General features: G+C 67.1%; 15 protein-coding genes. 3 read left to right on the top strand and 12 right to left on the bottom strand.

The features are described from left to right. The first annotated feature begins 52 nt into the window (after positions 1-52). Positions 53-1,135, top strand: a complete 1,083-nt coding sequence (locus DES44_RS13725) for a TRAP transporter substrate-binding protein (RefSeq protein WP_058935426.1) — start codon at positions 53-55, stop codon at positions 1,133-1,135. A gap of 51 nt (positions 1,136-1,186) precedes the next feature. Here the strand turns inward: DES44_RS13725 and DES44_RS13720 are convergent, their stop codons facing one another. Genes DES44_RS13720 through DES44_RS13705 form a run of 4 tightly spaced genes read right to left on the bottom strand, consistent with a single transcriptional unit; the run spans position 1,187 to position 6,641 of the window. Further along, the gene (locus DES44_RS13720; protein WP_058935425.1) at positions 1,187-3,202 is read right to left on the bottom strand and encodes a hybrid sensor histidine kinase/response regulator; all 2,016 of its coding nucleotides are present in this window, start codon (positions 3,200-3,202) and stop codon (positions 1,187-1,189) included. Further along, entirely contained in the window at positions 3,195-3,653 is a 459-nt protein-coding gene (locus DES44_RS13715) for a response regulator (protein ID WP_058935424.1), read from the bottom strand. Before DES44_RS13715 ends, DES44_RS13720 begins: the two co-directional genes overlap by 8 nt. Before the next feature lies 1 nt (position 3,654). After that, entirely contained in the window at positions 3,655-5,979 is a 2,325-nt protein-coding gene (locus DES44_RS13710) for an ATP-binding protein (RefSeq protein WP_083525641.1), read from the bottom strand. Positions 5,980-5,984: 5 nt separating this feature from the next. Then, positions 5,985-6,641 carry a biliverdin-producing heme oxygenase gene (locus DES44_RS13705; RefSeq protein WP_058935423.1) on the bottom strand — a complete coding sequence of 219 codons (657 nt, stop codon included), beginning with the start codon at positions 6,639-6,641 and terminating at the stop codon, positions 5,985-5,987. 411 nt (positions 6,642-7,052) lie between these two features. Between DES44_RS13705 and DES44_RS13700 the strand changes: the two genes are divergently transcribed. Then, positions 7,053-8,453, top strand: coding sequence for a glycoside hydrolase family 30 protein (locus tag DES44_RS13700; protein ID WP_232309783.1), 1,401 nt, complete (start codon positions 7,053-7,055; stop codon positions 8,451-8,453). A gap of 25 nt (positions 8,454-8,478) precedes the next feature. Here the strand turns inward: DES44_RS13700 and DES44_RS13695 are convergent, their stop codons facing one another. The 8 genes from DES44_RS13695 to DES44_RS13660 form a co-directional block, all read right to left on the bottom strand. Continuing rightward, the gene (locus tag DES44_RS13695; protein ID WP_198164780.1) at positions 8,479-9,507 is read right to left on the bottom strand and encodes a cupin-like domain-containing protein; all 1,029 of its coding nucleotides are present in this window, start codon (positions 9,505-9,507) and stop codon (positions 8,479-8,481) included. A gap of 97 nt (positions 9,508-9,604) precedes the next feature. After that, entirely contained in the window at positions 9,605-12,688 is a 3,084-nt protein-coding gene (locus tag DES44_RS13690) for a TonB-dependent receptor (protein ID WP_083525639.1), read from the bottom strand. Positions 12,689-12,883: 195 nt separating this feature from the next. Continuing rightward, positions 12,884-14,005: an ABC transporter ATP-binding protein gene (locus DES44_RS13685; protein WP_058935422.1), complete on the bottom strand. Its 1,122-nt coding sequence runs from the start codon at positions 14,003-14,005 to the stop codon at positions 12,884-12,886. A gap of 19 nt (positions 14,006-14,024) precedes the next feature. After that, positions 14,025-15,545 (bottom strand): GH1 family beta-glucosidase, encoded by a 1,521-nt coding sequence (locus DES44_RS13680; RefSeq protein WP_232309782.1) that lies wholly within the window; start codon positions 15,543-15,545, stop codon positions 14,025-14,027. Between the two features lie 10 nt (positions 15,546-15,555). Beyond that, positions 15,556-16,434 (bottom strand): carbohydrate ABC transporter permease, encoded by an 879-nt coding sequence (locus DES44_RS13675; RefSeq protein ID WP_232309781.1) that lies wholly within the window; start codon positions 16,432-16,434, stop codon positions 15,556-15,558. Between the two features lie 5 nt (positions 16,435-16,439). After that, positions 16,440-17,375, bottom strand: a complete 936-nt coding sequence (locus tag DES44_RS13670; protein WP_058935421.1) for a carbohydrate ABC transporter permease — start codon at positions 17,373-17,375, stop codon at positions 16,440-16,442. A 13-nt stretch (positions 17,376-17,388) separates the two neighbouring features. After that, positions 17,389-18,705, bottom strand: a complete 1,317-nt coding sequence (locus tag DES44_RS13665) for an ABC transporter substrate-binding protein (RefSeq protein ID WP_083525637.1) — start codon at positions 18,703-18,705, stop codon at positions 17,389-17,391. A 235-nt stretch (positions 18,706-18,940) separates the two neighbouring features. Continuing rightward, positions 18,941-19,963: a LacI family DNA-binding transcriptional regulator gene (locus DES44_RS13660; protein WP_058935420.1), complete on the bottom strand. Its 1,023-nt coding sequence runs from the start codon at positions 19,961-19,963 to the stop codon at positions 18,941-18,943. 251 nt (positions 19,964-20,214) lie between these two features. On the opposite strand from DES44_RS13660, the gene DES44_RS13655 reads away from it, so the two are divergent. Next, positions 20,215-20,574, top strand: coding sequence for a response regulator (locus DES44_RS13655; protein WP_058935419.1), 360 nt, complete (start codon positions 20,215-20,217; stop codon positions 20,572-20,574). Positions 20,575-20,581 lie beyond the last annotated feature (7 nt).

Raw genomic sequence — 20,581 nt, 5'->3', positions numbered from 1 at the left:
CGCCCTCCCGTGGGGGAACCTCCAGGGCATAACAACCCAGGAGACTTCCCCCATGGAACGACGTTCCTTCGTCAAGGGTGCCGGCATGGCTGGCGTGCTGGCCGCGGGCACGGCCCCGGCGATTGTTCATGCGCAGGCCAACGTGCGCTGGCGCCTGGCCTCCAGCTTTCCCAAGCAGCTCGACACCCTCTTTGGCGCCGGTGAGTCCTTTGCCAGGAAAGTCGGGGAACTCAGCGGCGGCAAGTTCCAGATCAGCGTGCATGCGCCCGGTGAGCTGATGCCCGCCTTCGAGGTGGTGGACGGGGTGCAAAAGGCCACGGTGGAGATGGCCCATACAGCGGCCTATTACTTCTTTGGCAAGGACGAGACCTTCGCCATCGGCGCGTCGATTCCGTTCGGGCTGAATTCCCGCCAGATGACCGCCTGGACCTACCAGGGCAACGGCCTCAAGCTCATGCGGGAGTTCTACCGCAACTACAACATCATCAACTTCCCCGGCGGCAATACCGGCGCGCAGATGGCGGGCTGGTATCGCAAGGAAATCAAGTCGATCGCGGACATGAAGGGGCTGAAGTTCCGCATTGGCGGCTTTGCCGGCCGTGTCATCGAGCGCATGGGCGGTGTGCCGCAGAACCTGCCGGGCGGCGAGCTCTATTCCGCGCTGGAAAAAGGCACCATCGACGCCGCCGAGTGGGTGGGCCCCTATGACGACCTGAAGCTGGGCTTCTACAAGGTCGCGCAGTACTACTACTACCCCGGCTGGTGGGAAGGCGGCCCGCAGGTGGACTTCTTCATCAACACCAAGGCCTATGAGAGCCTCTCGCCGGAGTACAAGGCCATCATCGAGGCCGCCTCGGCCCACACCCATGTGAACATGCAGGCCAAGTACGACGTGGTCAATCCGGCCGCGCTCAAGGAACTGGCCGCAGCCAAGGTGAAGCTGATGCGCTTCCCCACGGACGTGATGAACCTGGCCTTCAAGGAATCCATGGCGCTGTACAGCGAGCTGTCCGCCAAGAATCCCAACTGGAAGAAGGTCTACGAGGACTACGCGGCTTTCCGCAAGGACCAGAACCTCTGGTTCCGCTTCGCCGAATCGGGCTTCGACGAATTCATGCAGAAGCAGCGGTTTTGACGCCAGCGCCCCCTCGCGGCTTGCGCCGTGAGGGGGGTTGCCAGGCCTGCGTCAGTCGTTGGCCTCGGGCACCCGTTCCTTGCCGTCCAGCACCTCGCGGATGGCGCGGGTCAGCCGCCCCATCTCGATCGGCTTGGCCACATAGCCCTGGAAGCCGGCGGCCAGTCCTTCCTGGCGGTCGGACACCATCGCAAAGGCGGTCAGCGCCACGGCGGGCAACTCCTTGGCACTGCGGTTGGGCAGGCGGCGCACCGCGCGGATCAGCGACCGTCCGTCCATCTCCGGCATGCCGATGTCGGACACCAGCAGGTCGAACTGCTGGGCCTGGATCATCTCCAGCGCTTCCTGGGCGCTGCAGGCCACCGTAACCTTCGCGCCCATGCGGCTCAAGGCGACCTGGCCGACTTCCCGCGCATCCTCCTCGTCGTCCACCAGCAGCACCCGCACGCCGCTGAGCGCGTCTTCGGACAGCGCCATCGGCTCGGTGGTGGGCGGGCGCACCTGCGGCTGGCCGACCACCACTGGCAGGCTCAGCTCGAAGGTCGATCCCTGGCCGTGGCCCGGGCTTGCCGCGCGGATGCGGCCCTGGTGCAGCTCGGCAATGGCACGCGCAATCGCCAGCCCCAGGCCCAGTCCCCCGGCCTTGCGGGTGAAGGAGCCGTCCTCCTGGCGAAGGCGGTCGAACACGTAAGGCAGGAATTGCGGCGAGATGCCCCGGCCGGTGTCCTTCACCCGCAGCAGCGCCTGGCCTTCTTCCTTGCGGACTTCCACCTCGACCGAGCCGCCGCCGTCGGTGAACTTGATGGCATTGCTGATGAGGTTGGTCAGGACCTGGGAGAGCCGGTGCGCATCCCCGTTCACCCAGACCGGACCGGCCGTGCGGCATTGCAAGGCCACGCCCTTGGCCTGCGCCTCATGCAGGGCGGCCAGCACCGCTTCGTCCGCCAGCGCGGCCAGGTTCACCGGCGCCGTCTGCAGCACCAGCTTGCCGGCCACCACGGCGCTCATGTCCAGCAGGTCGTTGATCATCCGGGCCTGCAGCTGGGCATTGCGCCGGATCACCGCCGCGGCCTTGCCCAGCAGCGGATGGGCGTCCGAGAAATTCGTGAGGATGTCGGCCCAGCCGGTGATGGCGCTCAGCGGCGAGCGCAGTTCATGCGACAGCACCGCCAGGAACTGCTCCTTGAGCTCGCTGGTGCGCTCGGCCTCTTCCTTGGCCTCACGCAGCGCTTCGCGGGCTTCGAACGCCAGGGTCACGTCGCGCAGGATCTTGGAGAAGCCCGACGGTTCGCCGGTGCTCGCGTAGATGGGGGTGATGGTGCCTTCCGCCCGCAGCCGCGTGCCGTCGCGGCGCATCAGCCAGCGGTCGTCGCGGATGGACCCCTGGGTCAGGGCCTGCGCCAGCTCGTTCTCCAGCACCTTGGCGGCGCGGTCCTCCGGCGTCAGCAGGATCTCCGCCGACATGCCGCGGATGGCTTCCAGCGGATGGCCGAAGATGGTGGTGGCGGCGCGGTTCCAGTCGCGGATGCGGCCTTCGGTGTCCAGCAGGATCACCGCATATTCCTGCAGCGAATCCACCACGCGGGCATATAGCGCATCCGCTTCCCGCAATTGCGCTTCCACAATGCGCTGCGCTTCCCGTTGCCGCACCTCGCGCAAGGCGCGGTCGATGGCCACGGGCAGGCGGGCCAGGCGGCCCTTCATGACGTAGTCGGTGGCGCCGCGCTTGAGCAGCTCCACCGTGTTTTCCTCGCCAATCACGCCGGAGACGAAGATGAAGGGCGTGCCCGGCGCCTTGGCCATGGCCAGGGTCAGGGCGTCGCTGCCGGTATAGCCGGGCAACTGGTAGTCCGAGATGATCAGGTCAAAGCGCTGCGTCTCCAGCGCGCCCAGCAGGCTGGCTTCGTCCTTCACCCAGGTCACGCGGGCGCTGGGATGGGTGGTTTCCAGAGAGGCCTGCAGCAGCTCGGCGTCGAAGGCCGAGTCTTCCAGCAGCAGGATTTCCAGCGGAGGGCTCAATTCCGGAGCGGCTGCGGCAGCTGCAGCGACGGCCGCGGCGTCACTCATAACGGCGGCTGGCTCGCAGCGAACCGGGAGGCGGTTCATTCAGCACGGCCCAGAACACGCCCAGGTCGGCAATGGCGGCCACGAACTGCTTGAACTCGACCGGCTTGACCACATACGCATTCACGCCCAGCGAATAGCTCTGCACCACGTCCGATTCGGTCTGCGACGACGTCAGCATCACCACCGGGATGCTCTTGAGCGGCTCGGTGGCCCGCACCGACTTGAGCACTTCCAGACCGTTGACCTTGGGCAGCTTCAGGTCCAGCAGAATCACTGCGGGATTGCCCTCCGGCCGGTCGGCATGAATGCCTTCGCGATTGAGATAGTCCAACGCTTCCGCACCATCCCGCACCACGACCACCTCATTGGCCAGTTGGCTGCGTTCAAGCGCCACCAGCGTCAACTCGAGGTCGCGGGCGTCGTCTTCTACAAGGAGGATGGGCTTGAGCATGTCAATCAGCAGAGGGAAGGGTCGAAGGGGTTTGGGGAGCGCCGCTGCCGGGCGGCGAGAGCTCGGGGAATGCGACCGGAGCAATTGTCGTGCCTGACGGGGCGGATGCGATCACAGCCGCATAGTCGCGATTGGGCAATATGAAACTGAAGCGGGCGCCTTGATCCGGCTGGCCCCAGGCTTCCACCTGGCCGCCATGGCGCTCGACGATGCGGCGCACGCTGGCCAGGCCAATGCCGGTGCCTTCGAAGCTGTCGGTCTGATGCAGCCGCTGGAACACGCCGAAGAGCTTGCCGACGTACTTCATCTGGAAGCCCACGCCGTTGTCCCGCACCGACAGGCCGATGCCGTCCGCCGTCTTGAGGGCGGTAATGCTGATGCGCGCCGGATTGCGAGGGCGTGTGTACTTCACCGCATTGCCGATCAGGTTGCGCAGCGCCACCTGGATGAGCACCGGGTCGGCCCAGAGACGGGGCAGGGGCCGCTCGATGTCCCATTCGATGGCGCGGTCCTTGGCCAGCGTGGTTTGTTCGGCGATCAGGTCGTCCACCAGATGCGCGGTGTTGACCGACACCGGCTTGAGGGCCGCACGGCCCATGCGGGAAAAGTCCAGCAGCGCATCCACCAGATGGCCGGCATGGGCGGACGCTTCCTTCACATGCGCCAGGTAGCGGCGCGACCGGTCGGTCAGGCCGCTGCCGTCCATCTCCAGCACCAGGTCGACAAAGCCGGAAATGTGCCGCATCGGCGCACGCAGGTCATGCGAGACGGTGTACGAAAACGCCTCCAGCTCCTTGTTGACGCGGCCCAGCTCCATGGCCACCTCGGCCAGTTCCTCAGCGCGCCGCAGCACGATGCCGATCAGCGCCTGGCGCAGTTCCTGCACCGCATGGATCTCGCCCGATCCCCAGGCCAGGGCCCGGCCGCGCACCTGCTCCTGCCAGCTGTTGAAGCTGCGGCGTGGATGCAGGCGGTCATCCGGGCCGATATGCATTTCCTTGCGCGGGTCCCCGGCCCAGACGATGGTCTGCACGATCTCCGGCCGGAACCAGACGATGTAGTGCCGGTGCAGCTTGGAGATGGAAATGGCCAGCAGGCCCGCAATGCCGCCCAGCGACTCGGCCAGATGCGGTGCATCCGTGGCCAGCCGGTCGGAATGCACCACCTCGTCGATGCGCGAAGACAACCACTGGCCCAGCTCCACCAAGGCTGCCGGGGAAGGCGCTTCCCCGACCGACCAGGCCGACTCGTTGAGGATGACCGCCGCACCGGTGGCCCGGCCCAGGCGCAGCAGCGGGCCCGGCTCCTGCATCAGCAGTTGCAGCGTGGCGTCGCTGTCGGCCAGGTGGGCCACGATGGCGAGGGTGAGCTGCCGCAGGCGCAGCTGTTCGGTGACCCGCTCGTTTTCTTCCTTGGCTTCGATCTGCAGCGACAGCAACTGGCCCAGATGCTCGCAGGCCATGCGGGTCTGCCACGACAAGCGCTGCGGCAGGCGGTCATGGCAGGACACCAGGCCCCACAGCTCCCCGCGGACCACGATGGACACCGACATCGACGCCAGCGTGCCCATGTTGCGCATGTATTCCAGATGCACCGGCGAGACGCTGCGCAGTGCCGCCTGGGACAGATCGAGCGTCGTGGGATCGCGGCCATCGACAAAGCGCACGGGCACCGGCTCGTAGTTGGCGTCGGCGATCAGGCGGATATGGTTGATGCGGTAGAGCTCCCGCGCCTGCGCCGGAATGTCGGACGCCGGGAAGCGGTGCCCGGCGTAGCTGTCATAGCCGCGGTCGGCCGCTTCGGCCAGCACCTGGCCATGGCCGTCGGGGTTGAAGCGGTAGATGAGGCAGCGGCCAAAGCCGGTCAGCCGCTTCATCTCCTGGACCACGATGCGGCAGATCTGTTCCACCGAATCGGTGACCTGCATCCGGGGCACGAGATGCCGGGCCAGGCTGTAGATCGGGGCCCGGGTGCCTGCATCGGCGGTGTCGGCCTCCACCTCGAAGTAGGCCAGATCGCCCATCCGGTGGCCGGAGACATGCAGCCGGCGGTCCTGGATCTGCACCACGCCGCACGAGATCGGGCCTTCTCCGTCCACCAGGGCATGCCGGCCGTCGATGGCCTCGCGCAGGGTGTCTTCCACCAGGCTGGGCAGGTCCGAGGGGTCACGCTGAAGCAGCGACTCCCAGTTCTGGCTGTAGGCCAGCAACTCGCCGGTGCGCAGCGTCACGGCGGCCAGCCAACCGTGCGGCTGGATGGCGCCGGGAATGCGGATCGGCTCGTTGGCGCACTGCGCCAGCTGGTCTTGGGTCAACTGGGTCGGCATGGCGGTCAGACCAGGGCTTGGGACGCACGGGAATCGGCGTCCTGCGTGGACGAGGGCAAGGGGCGGGCCTCCAGCACGGCGAAGGTCTGCAGCAGGGCCTCGAAGGTCTGCGCCGCGCCGCGTAGGGCGTCCGCGATGGCTGGCTCGGACGGCCCGACCTGCTGCTGTGCCAACTGGCGGAACTCGCGCCACAGGGCGCCGGTGCGATCGCCGAATCCGTGGAAGTAGCGGGCGCCGTGGTCCGGGCGCAGACCCAGATGGCGCATCAGCTGCGGCACGAGCACCTGGCCGCCCAGCGCGCTGCCCTCGATGACGTACAGCGCACCGATCGCCACGGCCGGGCTGTCCATGCGGATCAGCGCTTGCGCATCGCGTGCGGACTGACGCAGGTCAGGCGCTTCCGGGATGCTCAGGTCCTGAAGGTCCTGCAGCGCCAGTGCGGCACGGCGGCGCTCGTCGAACCAGGGCCGCAGGTCGGCGGGCAGCGCGAACCGGACGCGCTGTTCCCAGAGTTGGAGAAATTCGTGGAAGCCGCGGAGGATGCGGCCGTAGCGCGCCAACGGCATCGGCGCTTCCAGCTGGAGCAGCGCTTCGATGCGGTCGTGCAGCGGTCCTGTGCTGTGGCGAAGGCGGGGCAGCAGGTCGGCGTCGTTCGAAGTCATTGATTCAGTGTGGACGGAGAGGGCGCATGGAGACGCCAAAGGACATGCGCCGCAGGGATCCTGATGAGCCCGCGGCGCCGTCTTGGCTGCATTATGGAGACAAAGACTGGCACTCCGCATCCGGATTCATGGATTGGAGGCGTCGCCCCAGCCGCACGACGCCAGAGCCGGTGACGCCGCCAAAAAAATCGTGCGGGTTCTCCTTCGAAGCGCTTGGGTCGGGCACGCGGATTGCCAGCAGCGCGCGGATTCGCTGATCGCACTGCCGTTGCCACACTGAGCGCGTTGTGTGGTTTTGTGGAGAGGCGCCTGCGTGTTGTCCAGGGTTGACCTCGTCAGTCAGCCAGCCCTATGCTGTTTTTCGTGAAAGCGCTTTCAAGCGCTGCGCAAAAACCCCAAGAGGCAACGCACATGACGGAGACACCCACTGGCGCAGGCGCGCCGCTTTTCTGGACCCTGACCGCCAAGGGCGACACGCTGGCCAGCAGCACGCGCTTGCAGGCGCAGCCGCCGCTGACCCTGTGGCCGGTGGCGACGCTGCTGGCGGATGCCGACACGGCCCGCATGCCCCGACTGGTGGTGAACTCGCAGCGCCGCTTCCAGCGCATCGAAGGATTTGGCGGCGCGTTCACCGAAGCGGCCGCGGTCACGTGGCAGCGGCTGCCGCCTGCCGAGCAAGACGCGGTGCTGCGCGGGTATTTCGATCCCCGCGAGGGCCATGGCTACACCTTCAACCGGGTGCACATGAACAGCTGCGACTTCTCGCTGGGCAACTATGCGCATGCGTCCGTGGCCGGAGATGTGACCCTGGCCCACTTCAACATCGACCGGGACCGCGAGGCCTTGCTGCCGATGATCAAGGCGGCCATGGCCGTCGCGGGGCGTCCGATGAAGCTGTTGATGTCGCCGTGGAGTCCGCCGGCCTGGATGAAGAGCAATGGCCAGATGAACAATGGAGGCACGCTGCTGCCGCAGTACGCCGCCACCTGGGCGCAATGCTTTGTGCGCTTCATCCAGGCCTATGAGGCGGAAGGCGTGCCCATCTGGGGCGTGTCGGTGCAGAACGAGCCGGACGCCACCCAGCGCTGGGATTCCTGCACCTACACCGCCGAGCAGGAGCGGGACTTTGTTCGTGACCACCTGGGTCCGGCCTTGCAAGCGGCGGGGCTGGGCCATATCCGCATCGTCATCTGGGACCACAACCGCGACCAGATGGTGCAGCGGGCCGATGTGGTCTACAGCGACCCCGAGGCCGCCCGGTATGTCTGGGGCTGTGGTTTCCACTGGTATGTGGAGGACCATTTCGACCATGTGGGGCTGCTGCATGACGCCTATCCGGACAAGCAGTTGCTCTTCACCGAAGGCTGCCAGGAGGGCGGGCCGCACCGCGGCGAATGGGCGCCGGCCGAGCGCTACGCCACCAGCCTGCTCAGCGACCTCAATCACTGGACCGTCGGCTGGATCGACTGGAACCTGCTGCTGGACGAGACCGGTGGCCCCAACCACGTGGGCAACTTCTGCAGTGCGCCGATGCTGGCGGACCGTGCGCAGGGTCGGGTGGAGCTGCAGGCGTCCTACGACTACCTGGGGCATGTGAGCCGCTTCATCCGTCCGGGGGCGCAGCGGGTGCTGTGCTCGGCCAGCAGCCAGGACCTGGCCTGCACCGCCGCCGTCAACGAAGACGGACGGGTGGCGGTGGTGGTGCTGAACCGCACGGAGCGGTCGCCGCAGTTCCTGCTGAGGATCGATGACCAGGCGACGGTGGTGCAACTGCCGCCGCGCAGCATCGCCAGCTTCGAGTGGGGCGCTTGAGGGGAGCCGCGCCCGCCCTGAGCCGTCAACGCTGCTGCAGGCGATGCATCAGGTGGCTGCGCAGGTTCGCCGCGCCTTGCGGCGTCAGCGGGGCCAGCGCATGCCGGGCGGCTTCGGGAATGTGCGCGGCCGTCTCGGGCCCGGCATTGAACACATAGTGGTCAAAAATGCCCTGCCAGGCGCGGCGCTGCGGTTCCGGCAGGTCCCGCAGGGACAGCAGCGCCATCATCAGCGTCAGCACCGGCGGGTCCATGTGGGCCGGGGACTGTCGCCACCAATAGTTGATGAGCAGGTTGAAGGCTTCCAGCGCCTCCACCTGATGCCACCACATGCTGGGAATGTAGATCGCATCACCGGCTTCGAGCTCGGCCACCTGGGCATGGGCCAGCGCCTGCGCAAACCGCGGAAAACGCTCGAAGTCCGGCTGCCGCAGGTCCACCAGGCTGACCGGTTGTCCGGCCGGCGTGAAGTCGATCGGGCCGACATACAGATTGGGCAGTTGTTCCGGCGGAAACAGCGTGAAGCGCCGCCGACCCGCGGCCACGCAGGCGAGGTTGTCCGGCAGGTCGTAATGCGGCGCGATGCGACTGCGGTTGCCCAGCCATACGCTGGCCAGCGCCTGCGGGGCGGCGTCTCCCGGCGCGGCCAGGGCCTGCAGGTCCAGGGTGTTGTGCGCCGGGAAACCGGGTAGGCACTCTTCCAGCGTGGTGGAGCCGACGTAATAACAAGGCGGCCGCTCCATCGTCCGGCAGCGCAGCAGCTCCTGAAGCAGGGCCGGCAGCGGCGCGTCCGCCCGGCCGAAATTCATGCCGGTGAAATCGTCGTTGTAGAAGATCCGGCCCTCGATCTCCGGCGGCCCCGTCATGATGGCCACGGGCGCCCCCCGCCAGCAGCTTTGCAGGTAGTCCGCCAACGCGGCGTCGGACTGCCGTGCCCGAGCCACCACCGGCCAGTGCGACACCAGCCCGCGCAGCACCACCGGCTGCGCGGCCTCGGTCAGGCCGGGTGGCAACTGGCCCGGGGTCAGGCCGCTGAGTTCTCGAATGGGCTGCATGGGCTGAACGGGCAGGGCGGACTGAGCGGCCGGGCTAGGGTGCGCTTGAGTGCACCTGCGTGCACCTGCGTGCACTTGGGCGCACCCACCAGGCGGGTCAGAACTTGTAGCGAAGACCCAGCATATACCGGCGCCCGGTCTGGGTGACCGCGAACACTTCCTCTTCGGTCCGACCATGCTGGCGCAGGATGGCGTCACCCAGGTTGATGACTTCGGCCTGCATGCTGAGCTTGTCGGTGAAGTTGTAGCCCACGCTGACGTCCACCTGCGCATAGGGCTCGGTGTAGATCGGCGCGGAGCGGCCCAGCTGGTTGCCATCGTTGACGGCGGCCAGGAACTTGTCCCGCCAGTTGTAGGCCACCCGCACGCTGAACTTGTTGTCTTCGTAGAAGCCCACCAGGTTGGCCGAGTCGCTCAGGCCCACCAGGGCGTATTGCTGCGTCAGGCTCATGTTGTCGTACTTCAAGCCCGACTTGACCTTGGTGTAGTTGGCCGCCACGCCGAAGCCGGAGTTGCCGAAGGCATGCTGCACGTTCAGCTCAAAGCCCTTGAGGCTATTGGACTGCGTGTTGGCTGGCGTGGTGATCTGGAAGGTGGCGACGGGGTCGTCCGGCTGGCCGGTGATGGTGCCCAGCGCATGGCCGTTGCTCTCGCCCGTCTTGGTCACGCCCGGCTGGCCGTTGTAGCGGTTCAGGATGTAGTCGCGGATGCAGGTGATGTCCGCGCCGCAGCCGCCGGTCGAGGCCGCCTCGGTGAAGTACTTGCCCCCCACCGGCGTGTGCAGATTGAACGGCGACGCGGTGTTGATGGTCGAGCCGATGTAGTTGCTGATGTTCTTGCGGAAGACACCGGCGGCCACATAGCTGGACTTGGCGTAGTAGTACTCCAGCGAGAAGTCGATGTTCTTGGACTTGAGCGGCTTGAGGCTGGGGTTGCCCTGCGAGCCGGTGCCGCCGCTCAGGCGGGCCAGGTTGTCCAGCGTCTGGCCGCCCTGGATGGCGTCCCAGCCGGGGCGTCCGAGGCTGGTGCCGTAGCTGGCGCGCAGCTTGAGCTTGTCGGTCAGGTCGGCCTCCCAGTCGATGCTGGGCAGCCAGTAGCTGTATTTGCCGCTCAGGGCGGTGAAGCCCGGGTCGCCCTTGAGGACGGTCAGCTCGTTGTTGGAGCCCCAGCTGATGCCGGTGGCAATCGGCACCAGCGCGGTGGAATCGACCTTGGTGCGCTCATACCGCATGCCCAGCGTGGCGCTCATGGGCACGCCCAGTTCCCACTCGCGGGTGTACTCGCCATACAGGCTGGTGGACTTCTCGGTGGTGCGGCGGTCGGTGGAGAAGTTGTCGGTGGCCAGATATTTGGACGGATCGCCCCAGGAGTCGGACGCCAGCTGCCGGATCTTGCCGAAGTCGAAAGTGAAGAACTGCGTGAACAGGCGCGGATCGCCGCCGCCATTGATCTTGCCGAAGAAGTTGCGCAGGTCCTGCGGGATCCAGACTTCATCCGGATAGTTCAGCCAGCCGTTCGCGGTGCCGCCCCAGTTGTCCAGTTGCACGAAGGAGTAGGCCGAGCGGTTGCGCACCTTGGACAGCCCCAGGCCGAAGTCCAGCTTGGACACCTCGTCGATCGTCCAGCTGCCGCGCACCTGCTGCTGGTCCACCTGGCTCTTCATGTAGCTGTTGCGGAACGAGGAGCCGGTGACCTGCTGCAGCGAGGCATCCCGCTGCGTGGTGGGCATGATCAGCACCGGCAGGTCCTGGCTGAAGTCCACCGAGGTGATGCCGCGGTTGAAGCTGGCCGTTCCGATGACGTTGTTGGTGCCCCAAGGGCCGTCCGCGCCGGATTCGGCCGTGGAATGGTGGGCGTCGAATTCAAAGCGCAGCTTGTTCGACGCCTTCCAGTCCACGTTGAAGCCCAGCGACTTGTTGGTGTTCTTGGTGGCGAAGTCGCCGCCGGCCATGGCCAGGTCGGCGTTGCCGGCGGTGATCAGCTCGGTGTAGGTGAGCGGGGCCGCGACCGGGCCGTTGGTCCATGAACTGCTGGACGGGCCGAAGCTGAACCAGGCCGACATGTCGTTGCGGCGGGTGTGCAGCTTGTTCTGCGAGGCGGTGTAGTCCACCGTGGTGGTCAGGTCGCGAGTGGGGGCGAACTGGAAGGTGACCTGACCATTGGTGCGCTCGCGGCGCACGCCGTTCATGTTGTAGTTGACGTTCTGCGGGACGGAGTAGACGTCCGTGGGTCCCGGCCGGTTGGTGATGCGGTCGGCGCCCGGCTGGCCGGGCAGGGGGATGGCGCCGTAAAGCGACTCGTCGCCCTTGATCGGCAGCCAGCCGCCGGGCACGCCGGCACTGTTGTAGCCCGCATCGCGGCGCTGGAAGCTGCCGGAGACGGCCAGGCCGAAGCGGCCGTCTCCGAAGGTGGTGCTGTAGATGCCGGAGACCTCGGGCGTGATGCTGCTGCCCTTGATGGTGTCGGGCAGGCGGGAGTTGCCTTCGTCATGCACCGCCTTCAGGCCGATGCTGGCCACGGTACGCTTGGTGTCGAGCGGACGGGCGGTCTTGATGTTGATGGTGGCGCCGATGCCGCCCGTCGGGCTGCTGGCGCGGCTGGTCTTGTAGACCTCCAGGGCCGACACCGATTCCGACGCCAGGTTGGCAAAGTCGAAGGCGCGTGAATTGGAGGCCTGGGTGTCGGCGATCGACGAGGCCGGCATCTGGCGGCCATTGAGCAGCACCAGGTTGAAGTCGGGGCCGACGCCTCGCACGGTGACGCGGGAGCCTTCGCCCATCGAGCGGTCGATGGACACGCCGGAGATGCGCTGCATCGACTCGGCCAGGTTGGTGTCCGGGAACTTGCCGATGTCTTCGGCCACGATGCCGTCCACCACGCCGCGCTGCTGCCGCTTGAGGTTCAGCGAGGTGTCCAGCGACTGGCGGATGCCGGTGACGACGACGGTGTCGAGCTGCGCGTCCGTTTTTGCAGCGGAGGCGGCACCGGCCGGTGCGACCGGAGTCTGAGGGGCCTGCTGGGCCTGCGCATGCGCGGCCGCGGCCACGAAGAGCAGGGCGCAGGCCACGGCGACCGGGCGGACCTGCAGGGCCTGGTGCGCCGGGGAGGCGCGGTCAGCGGACGCGGCGGCGCCGCGAGCCGCGGACGAAAAACGGGCAAGCGAAGGGTGGGCGGATGTCATTGTTGTCTCCTGTTATTAGTCTCAGCCCGTCCATGAACCGTCCCAGTGGGGCACGTTACGGATCGCGACGGCTGGAGCCGATGGATCGGCGAAATGAAGCGCTCTTTACAACCTTGCAACGACCAGTCGTGAAAGCGCTTTCAGAACGATCGGAAATTTATCTGCTTCGTCTCCTGGGCGGCTACTGACTTTCCCCTAGGGGTGCAAAGCCGCTTCAGCACTGTGTGAGGCCAGGGCGCGGGCCTGGGCATCGAACGCCAGCGTTTCCGGGGACTGCACGCCCAGGCGCACCGCATCGCCGTTGCGAAGGGGTACGCGGGCCATCGGCAGCTTGGCGGCGATCAGGTCCTGCACGCCGTCCACCTGCAGATGCAGCAGCGACACATCCCCCAGGTGTTCTGCCAGCACCACGGTGGCGGGCACGGTGGGGGGCTGTGCCGACGTCGCGTCGATGGGCGCGTCTGCGGGAGCCGGGACCACGCTCAGATGTTCCGGGCGAATGCCCAGGCGCGCCGCACCGGGCCATCCGGCGCCGCCGAGCAGGGCCCACAACTGCCGGGCAGCTCCTGCCGCGCTGGCGGGCGGGCGCTCGACCATGTTGATGCGGGGCGCACCCAGGAATCCGGCGACGAAGGCATTCGCCGGCTGCCGGTAGAGCGCCATCGGCGTGCCCACCTGCTCGATGCGGCCCTGGTGGAACACGGCGATGCGGTCCCCCATGGTCATGGCCTCGACCTGGTCGTGGGTCACGTAGATCATCGTCGTGCCCAGCTGCTGATGCAGGCGCGTGAGCTCGATGCGCATGTCCACCCGCAGGGCCGCATCCAGATTGGACAGCGGCTCGTCGAACAGGAACACCTTGGGCTTGCGCACAATGGCTCGGCCAATGGCCACCCGCTGGCGCTGGCCGCCGGAGAGCTGGCGCGGCGTGCGGTCGAGCAGGTCGGTGATGCGCAGCACCTCGGCGGTGCGGCGTACCTGCTCGTCCCGCTCGGCGCGGCGCACCCCGGCCATCTTCAGCGCAAAGCCCATGTTCTCCGCCACCGTCATGTGCGGATACAGCGCATAACTCTGGAACACCATCGCTGCGCCGCGGTCGGCAGGGCGCTGCTCGTTGGCACGCACGCCGTCGATCAGCAGTTCACCGCTGTCGATCTCCTCCAGGCCCGCGATCATGCGCAGCGTGGTGCTCTTGCCGCAGCCCGAAGGCCCGACGAACACTATGAATTCACCGTCCCGCACTTCCAGATCGATGCCCTGGATGACTTCGTGATCGCCGTAGCGTTTGCGCAGGCTGCGCAATGTGACTTGTCCCATGAGGTCTCCGTGCCTGTCGTCAAAGAGGGCGGCCGTGCGGCGGCAGGCCGCGCAGGAAGTCGCGGAAGGCCAGGGCGCTGTCCTTGGGTGTGCGCACCTGGGTGGCGTAGTCGACATGCACGATGCCGAAGCGCTTCTCGTAGCCGGAGGCCCATTCGAAGTTGTCCAGCAGGCTCCAGACCATGTAGCCGCCCATCGGCACGCCTTGCGCGATGGCGTCGCCCACGGCGGCGATGTGGCTGTCCAGGTAGCTGGTGCGGTCGGCATCGTGCACCTGGCCGTCGGGGCCCAGAGCGTCGGGGAAGGCGCCGCCGTTCTCGGTCACGTACAGGCGCTTGGCTTCCGGGTAGTCGCGATGCAGGCCCACCAGCAGATCGGTCAGGCCTTGCGGATAGACCTCCCAGCCCATGTCGGTCAGCGGCAGGCCGCTGCGCTTGGCGTCGAAACTGTTGTCCGCGCTGGCCATGCCGCGGGAGTAGTAGTTGACGCCCACGAAGTCGATGGGCTGCTGGATGTCGGCCAGGTCGCCGTCTGCGATCTGGGGGGCGTCGTCGCCAAGATCGTCCAGCACGTCCTGCGGATAGTGGCCCTTGAACAGCGGGTCCATGTACCAGCGGCGCAGCTTGCCGTCTTCCAGGCGGGCCTTGGCATGGTCCTGCGGCGTGTCGGTGGCCGGGTAGATGGGCGAGAGGTTGAGCACGATGCCCAGCGTCGCCGGCAGGTTCAGCGCACGCAGGCGGCGGATGGCACGCCCATGGCTCAGCAGCAGGTGGTGCGACACCTGGGCCGCCAGGCGCCGGTCCTTGAGGCCTGGCGCAAAAATGCCGCTTTCATGGCCGAGCTGGGCCACCACCCACGGTTCGTTGTGGGTGGCGATGGAGGCCACCTTGTGGCCGATGCGGCGCCCGATGGCCTCGGCATACTCCACGAAGCGGTCCACCGTGGCGCGCGCGCCCCAGCCGCCCTGGTCCTGCAGCGCCTGCGGCAGGTCCCAGTGGTTGAGCGTGACGTAGGCCTTCATGCCGCGGGCGCGGATGCCGTCCACCAGCTTTTCATAAAAGGCCAGGCCCGCCTCGTTCCAGGGGCCGTCGCCGGTGGCGCGCACCCGCGGCCAGGAGATCGAGAAGCGGTAGGCGCGGGCGCCCAGGCTCTGGATCAGATCCAGGTCAGCTTCCCAGCGGTCGTAGTGTTCACAGGCAATGTCGCCGTTGCTGTGGTCGGCAATGGCACCGGGCTGGCGGCAGAAGGTGTCCCAGATGGATGGCCCCTTGCCGTCGCGGTCCGCCGCGCCTTCGATCTGGAAGGCACTGGTGGCCACGCCGAAGACGAAGTCGGCCGGGAAGTGGCGTGCGGCAGCGGTCGGCAGGCCACCCGGGGTGGGCGTCGGCGACTGGCTGCCCTGCGGGGCCGCGGGATGCGCTGGATGCGCTTGATGCGCGGTCGGGCCGGTCTGGGCGATGTCGGTGGAAGGGGAAGCGGCGGCCGGGGCTTGCGCCACGGCACTGACGTTGAAGGTCGTCATCGGTGCGTGCAGGTTCATGAAAGGAGGCTCACTTCACTGCGCCGACGGTCAGGCCCGAGATGAGCTGCCGTGAGCACAGGACAAAGAGCACGATCAGCGGCAGCGTGGCGATGGCGGAACCGGCCATCATCGCGCCCCATTCGGTGTCCACCGGACTCTGCAGGCTGCGCAGGGCCAGGGGCAGGGTGTACATGTCGGGCGACCGCATCACCACCAGCGGCCCGATGAAGTTGTTCCAGGAGGAGATGAAGGTGATGAGGCCCAGCGTGCCCAGCGCCGGCTTGAGCAGCGGCAGCACGATGCGGGCGTAGATGCCCAGTTCCCCGCAGCCGTCGATGCGGGCGGCCTCCACCAGTTCACGCGGCACGGAGGCGACGATGAACTGCCGCATCAGGAAGATGCCGAAGGCGCTGGCGGCGCCGGGGATGTAGAGGGCGCGTGGCTGGTCGATCCAGCCCAGCAGGTCCATGATCATGAAGCTGGGGATCATGTTCATGAAGCTGGGCAGCAGCATGGTGCCCATCACCAGGCCGAACAGGGCCTTCTTGAAGCGGAACTCGTACATCGCGAAGGCGTAGCCGCCCATGGAGCAGAACAGCAGCGTCAGGGCCGTGTTGCACACGCCCACATAAATGCTCAGGCCCAGGTTGCGCCAGAAGGGCAGCTTCTTTGTCAGCAGCTCGAGGTTGTGCAGCAGGTCGTTGCCAAACCACATCGGCGCCGGCAGGTTGAAGATCTCCGTGCGCGAATGGGTGGCGAACACGAACATGAAGTAGAAGGGCGCCAGCATCAGCAGCGCACCGACGCCCACCAGCAGGTAGGCGGCCCAGGTGCTCATCGGCAGGGCCGGTGCGGGCGAGCCGCGCCGCAGGCGCGCGTCGGTCGGGGTGGGCATCGTGGTGCTCATGGGGCTCAGTCGTCCTTGCGGCGGAAGGCGCGGTGGGTGAGCCAGGTCAGGCCGGCCACGATCAGGAACAGCAGCCAGGACATCGCGCTGGCGGCGCCGAAGTCGTTGAAGTCGAAGGCATTGCGGTAGAGGTAGACCGCGGCCGTCATGCCGGCCTGGTCGGACCCGCCCTTGCCGCCGGTGAGGATGAAGGGCTCCTCGAAGAGCTGCAGCCCGCCGATGATGCTGAGCGTGACGCCAAAGAAGATCATCGGCCGCAGACTGGGCAGCGTGATGTGGAAGAACTGCTGGAAGCGGCCCGCGCCGTCCATGGTGGCGGCCTCGTACAGGTCCGGGGGGATGGTCTGCAGCGCGGCCAGGTACAGCACGACGTTGAAACCCACATAGCGCCAGAACACCAGCGTGGCGATGGCCGGCTTGAGCGAGTCCGGGTCATTGAGCCAGTCCACCGCGCCGGGCGGCAGCAGGCTGCCCAGCAGCGGCCAGTCCCGCAGGTGGGACAGCGCCAGGTTGATCAAGCCGTAGTCGGTCGAGAACAGCGAGCTGAAGAGGATGGCGATCGCCACCGACGAGGTGATGTAGGGCAGGAAATAGGCGCCGATCACGACGTTGCGCCAGCGACGAAAGGCCAGGTGGATGAAGGTGGCCAGCGGGATCGCGACCAGATGCTGCGGCAGGCCGGACGCCAGGGCCAGCCAGCCGGTGGTGCGCAGCGACTTCCAGAACCATTCGTCCGCCAGGGCGAAGCGGAAGTTGTCCAGGCCGACCCAGTGCATCGCGGCCAGGCCGCTGGTGGGCTCCCAGCTGTGGAAGGACAGGTAGAGCGAGAACAGCAGCGGGAACAGCCCGAAGACGACGAACAGGAGGAGGAACGGCGCCAGCAGCGCATAGGGCGCATACCGCGGCGACAGGCGCATCCAGGAAGGCAGGGCAAGGCGCATGGGCAGGGTCCTTTCAGCGGCGCGCGCGCAGTTGCAGCAGACGCTGTGCATCCGCCAGCGCGGTGGCGATGTCCTTGTCGCGGTCCAGCACCTTGTCCAGCTCGGTGTCGATCACCTCGCGGGCGAAGGCGTCCTGCTTGTGCACCGGCACCGCACGGATGTGGTGGGCGGCCTCCCGCCAGTCCCGACGGGCGCGCTGGCCGCCCAGGAAAGGCAGCGGCAGGTCGAAGAAGGCATCGGTCTGGGCGTCGACCAGGGCCGGGAAGGCGTCCTGCGATTTGAAGGCGGCCAGTTGCTGGTCGCGGTTGAGCGTCATGAACCGGATGAATTCGTAGGCCATCGCCTTGCGGCCCGGATCGGACAGGCGCGGCATGGCGAAATAGGTGCCGCCATACGCGGCATACGCCTCCTCGGGCAACTGGGTGGCGCGCCAGAGGCCGCGGGTGTCCGGGGCCAGCCAGTTGTTCAGGTGGCCGGCCAGCCAGGCGCCCGACATCTGGGTGGCAATGCGGCCGCGCTTGAAGCCCTCGGTCCAGTCGGACGACCAGGCGCTCACCCGGGCGTCGAGCTTCTGGCGGCGCACGGTGCGGGCCAGCTCGAAGGCGCGGACAAAACGCGGCGAGGTGACCAGCGGGCGGGATTGATCGTCGAAGTACAGGCCTTCACCCGGCTGCAGGCCGGTGCGGATGAGGATGTCCTTCATGTCGCGCGCATGGGCCAGCAGGAAAGCCCCGGTGCTGGCCTTGATGCGCACCCCGGCGGCCACGAAGCCTTCCCAACTGGTGGTCAGGTCCTTGTCGGTGAGACCCGCCCGGCTGAGCAGGTCCGTGCGGTAGAGCAGGGTGCCCGGCGCGATGTCGGTGGGCACCGCCACCACGGCGCCCTGTGCGGTGGTGGCCTGGTCGAAGGCATAACGGACGAAGCGGTCGCGGTCCTGCACCAGGGAGAACGGGGGCTGGGCGAGGTCCTGCAGGCCGGTGCCCTGGGAGAAGCGGCCCAGGTAGGGAATCTCCAGCGCCATCACGTCCGGCAGACCCTTGGCGGTGGACAGCGCGGTGGTCATGGCGGTGTGGTGGTCGTTGACCTCCCGGCTGAGCACCTTCACCTCCACCTCGGGATGCAAGGCGCGCCAGGCGGGCAGGGCGCTGCGCACGATCTCGTCGATGGCGGGGAAGGCCGCCACGGTGAGGGTGACGGTCGGGGCGGCGGCGCGGCTGCTGGCGGCGGGGGCCGTCGAGGAGCCGTCGGCAGCCTGCGCGGCAGCAGCGAGCGCAAGGCCGCCCAGCCAGGTCAGCGCCAAGGCCGACAGATGATGAACCCACCGCCGCATCAAGCGTGTCTCCGTGATCAATGTTGTTCTGAAAGCGCTTTCATAATAAACGCCAAACGGTTATTGAATGATCAGGGTTACTGCTGAAGAAAGGGCGATGGAGCTGTTGCGGCTGTCACTGCCTGTCACGGAGGAAGGCGTGGCAGGCCGCGGCCATAGTGCGGCATTGGCCGTGGCCACCTGTGCGGGTCACGTGCGGGGTGAGAGCGCGGGGAAGAGCGGCAGGTGCGCGGGCTCAAAGCGCCCGCGTTGACGAACGCACGATCAGCCGGGGTTCTGGCAATTGAACCGTCGGCTTGTTGCCGGCCAGCAGCTCGAGCAACGCCTGTGCCGCGCAGCGCCCCAGCTCCAGGCCCGCCTGGTGGATGGTGGTGAGCGGCGGGATGCTGTGGGCCGCGCCCGCCAGGTCGTCGAAGCCCACGATGGACACATCCTCGGGCACGCGGATGCCGCGCCGGTACAGCGCCAGGGAGGCCCCGAAAGCCATCTGGTCGTTGGCGGCGAAGATGGCGGTGAACGGCTCTCGGCTCTTGATCAACTGCTCCACCGCCAGCACGCCGCTGTCCTCATGGAACAGGCCGGGCAGGACCAGCGACGGCTTGTACTTGATGCCGCCCGCCTCCAGGGCGGCGCGGTAGCCGCGCAGACGCTCCTGCGCGTCCGGATGCACCGGGTCGCCCGCAATGAAGGCGATCTTGCGGTGCCCCAGCGACAGTAGGTGGTCGGTGGCGAGGCGCGCGCCTTCAAAGTCATTGAAGTTCAGCGAGAACAGGCCAGTCGCCTTGAGCGAGCGGCCGGTGACCACCACCGGCAGTTCCTTGGCCATTCGGCGCAGGGCTTCGTCGGAAAGCCGGCCGGTCAGGACGATCATGCCGTCCACGCGGCGCGAGCGCAGGGTGTCGATGCAGCGCTGCTCTTCCTTGGCGCTCCAGTGGCCGCTGGCAAAGAGCGGGCAGTAGCCGGCTGCCGCCAGCACTTCCTCAATGCCGCGCAGGGCGACGCCGTAATAGGGGCTGTCCAGGCTCTGCGTGACCACGCCAACGCTGAGGGAGCGGCCGCCGGCCAGCAGTCGAGCGATCGGATTGGGGACAAAACCGAGTTCCGCGATGGCGCGGTCCACGGCATCCTTTTTTTCCTGACTGACCACCGCGGTGCCGTTCAGGATGCGGGACACGGTGCTGGGCGAGACGCCGCTGGCCTCGGCCACCATGCCCAGCGTCACCTTGGCGGATGGGCGGGCGGTCTTGGAACTCTTCATGGGCGGCGGTGACTCTTTGGAGGAGAGAGGGTTCGTGACGTGGGCGAGTTTAAGCGCGTCGAACGGGTGGCAAAAGTCTCCGAATGGGAGGGTGAGGAGGGCTGGGAGCGCCGATTGCCCGCAGACCGATCCTTTTGTCGGATCTTCTTCTCGCACGAGAATGAGTGCCGTGGGAGGCTTTCGGGAGGAACTCCCGCGCTTCCCGTTCCTTCTCTCACATAGGGGGTGGTGTTTTCAGCCATCCGACTGCCATGCCTTACGCCGTCCTGGTCGACGACAACCTTGAATCCAGTGAAACCCTGTCCATTCTTCTGGAGATGGAAGGGTATGAGACAGCCATGGCGGCGTCGCTGAAGGAAGCGCGTGAGCGCATTGCACAGCGGGTTCCGGACGTGATGGTGCTGGACCGCACCCTGCCGGACGGGCAGGGCATGGACTTCATCACCGAGGCGCTGAGCCATGGGCCGATCACCCTCGTGTTGTTGACCGGGCTGTCGGATCCGGCCGATGCCAAGGAAGCGCTGCGCCGGGGCGCGGCGGCTTACCTGGTCAAGCCGGCGACGATTGAAGAGTTGAAGGCGGTGTTGGACAAGGCGGCGCAGAAGGTCTGAGGCGGCC

The sequence above is a fragment of the Roseateles depolymerans genome (assembly GCF_003387155.1).
In the GTDB taxonomy this organism is placed as follows: domain Bacteria; phylum Pseudomonadota; class Gammaproteobacteria; order Burkholderiales; family Burkholderiaceae_C; genus Roseateles; species Roseateles depolymerans.
Note: the sequence above shows the minus strand (reverse complement) of the source record. Positions and strands in the feature narration are given on the sequence as shown.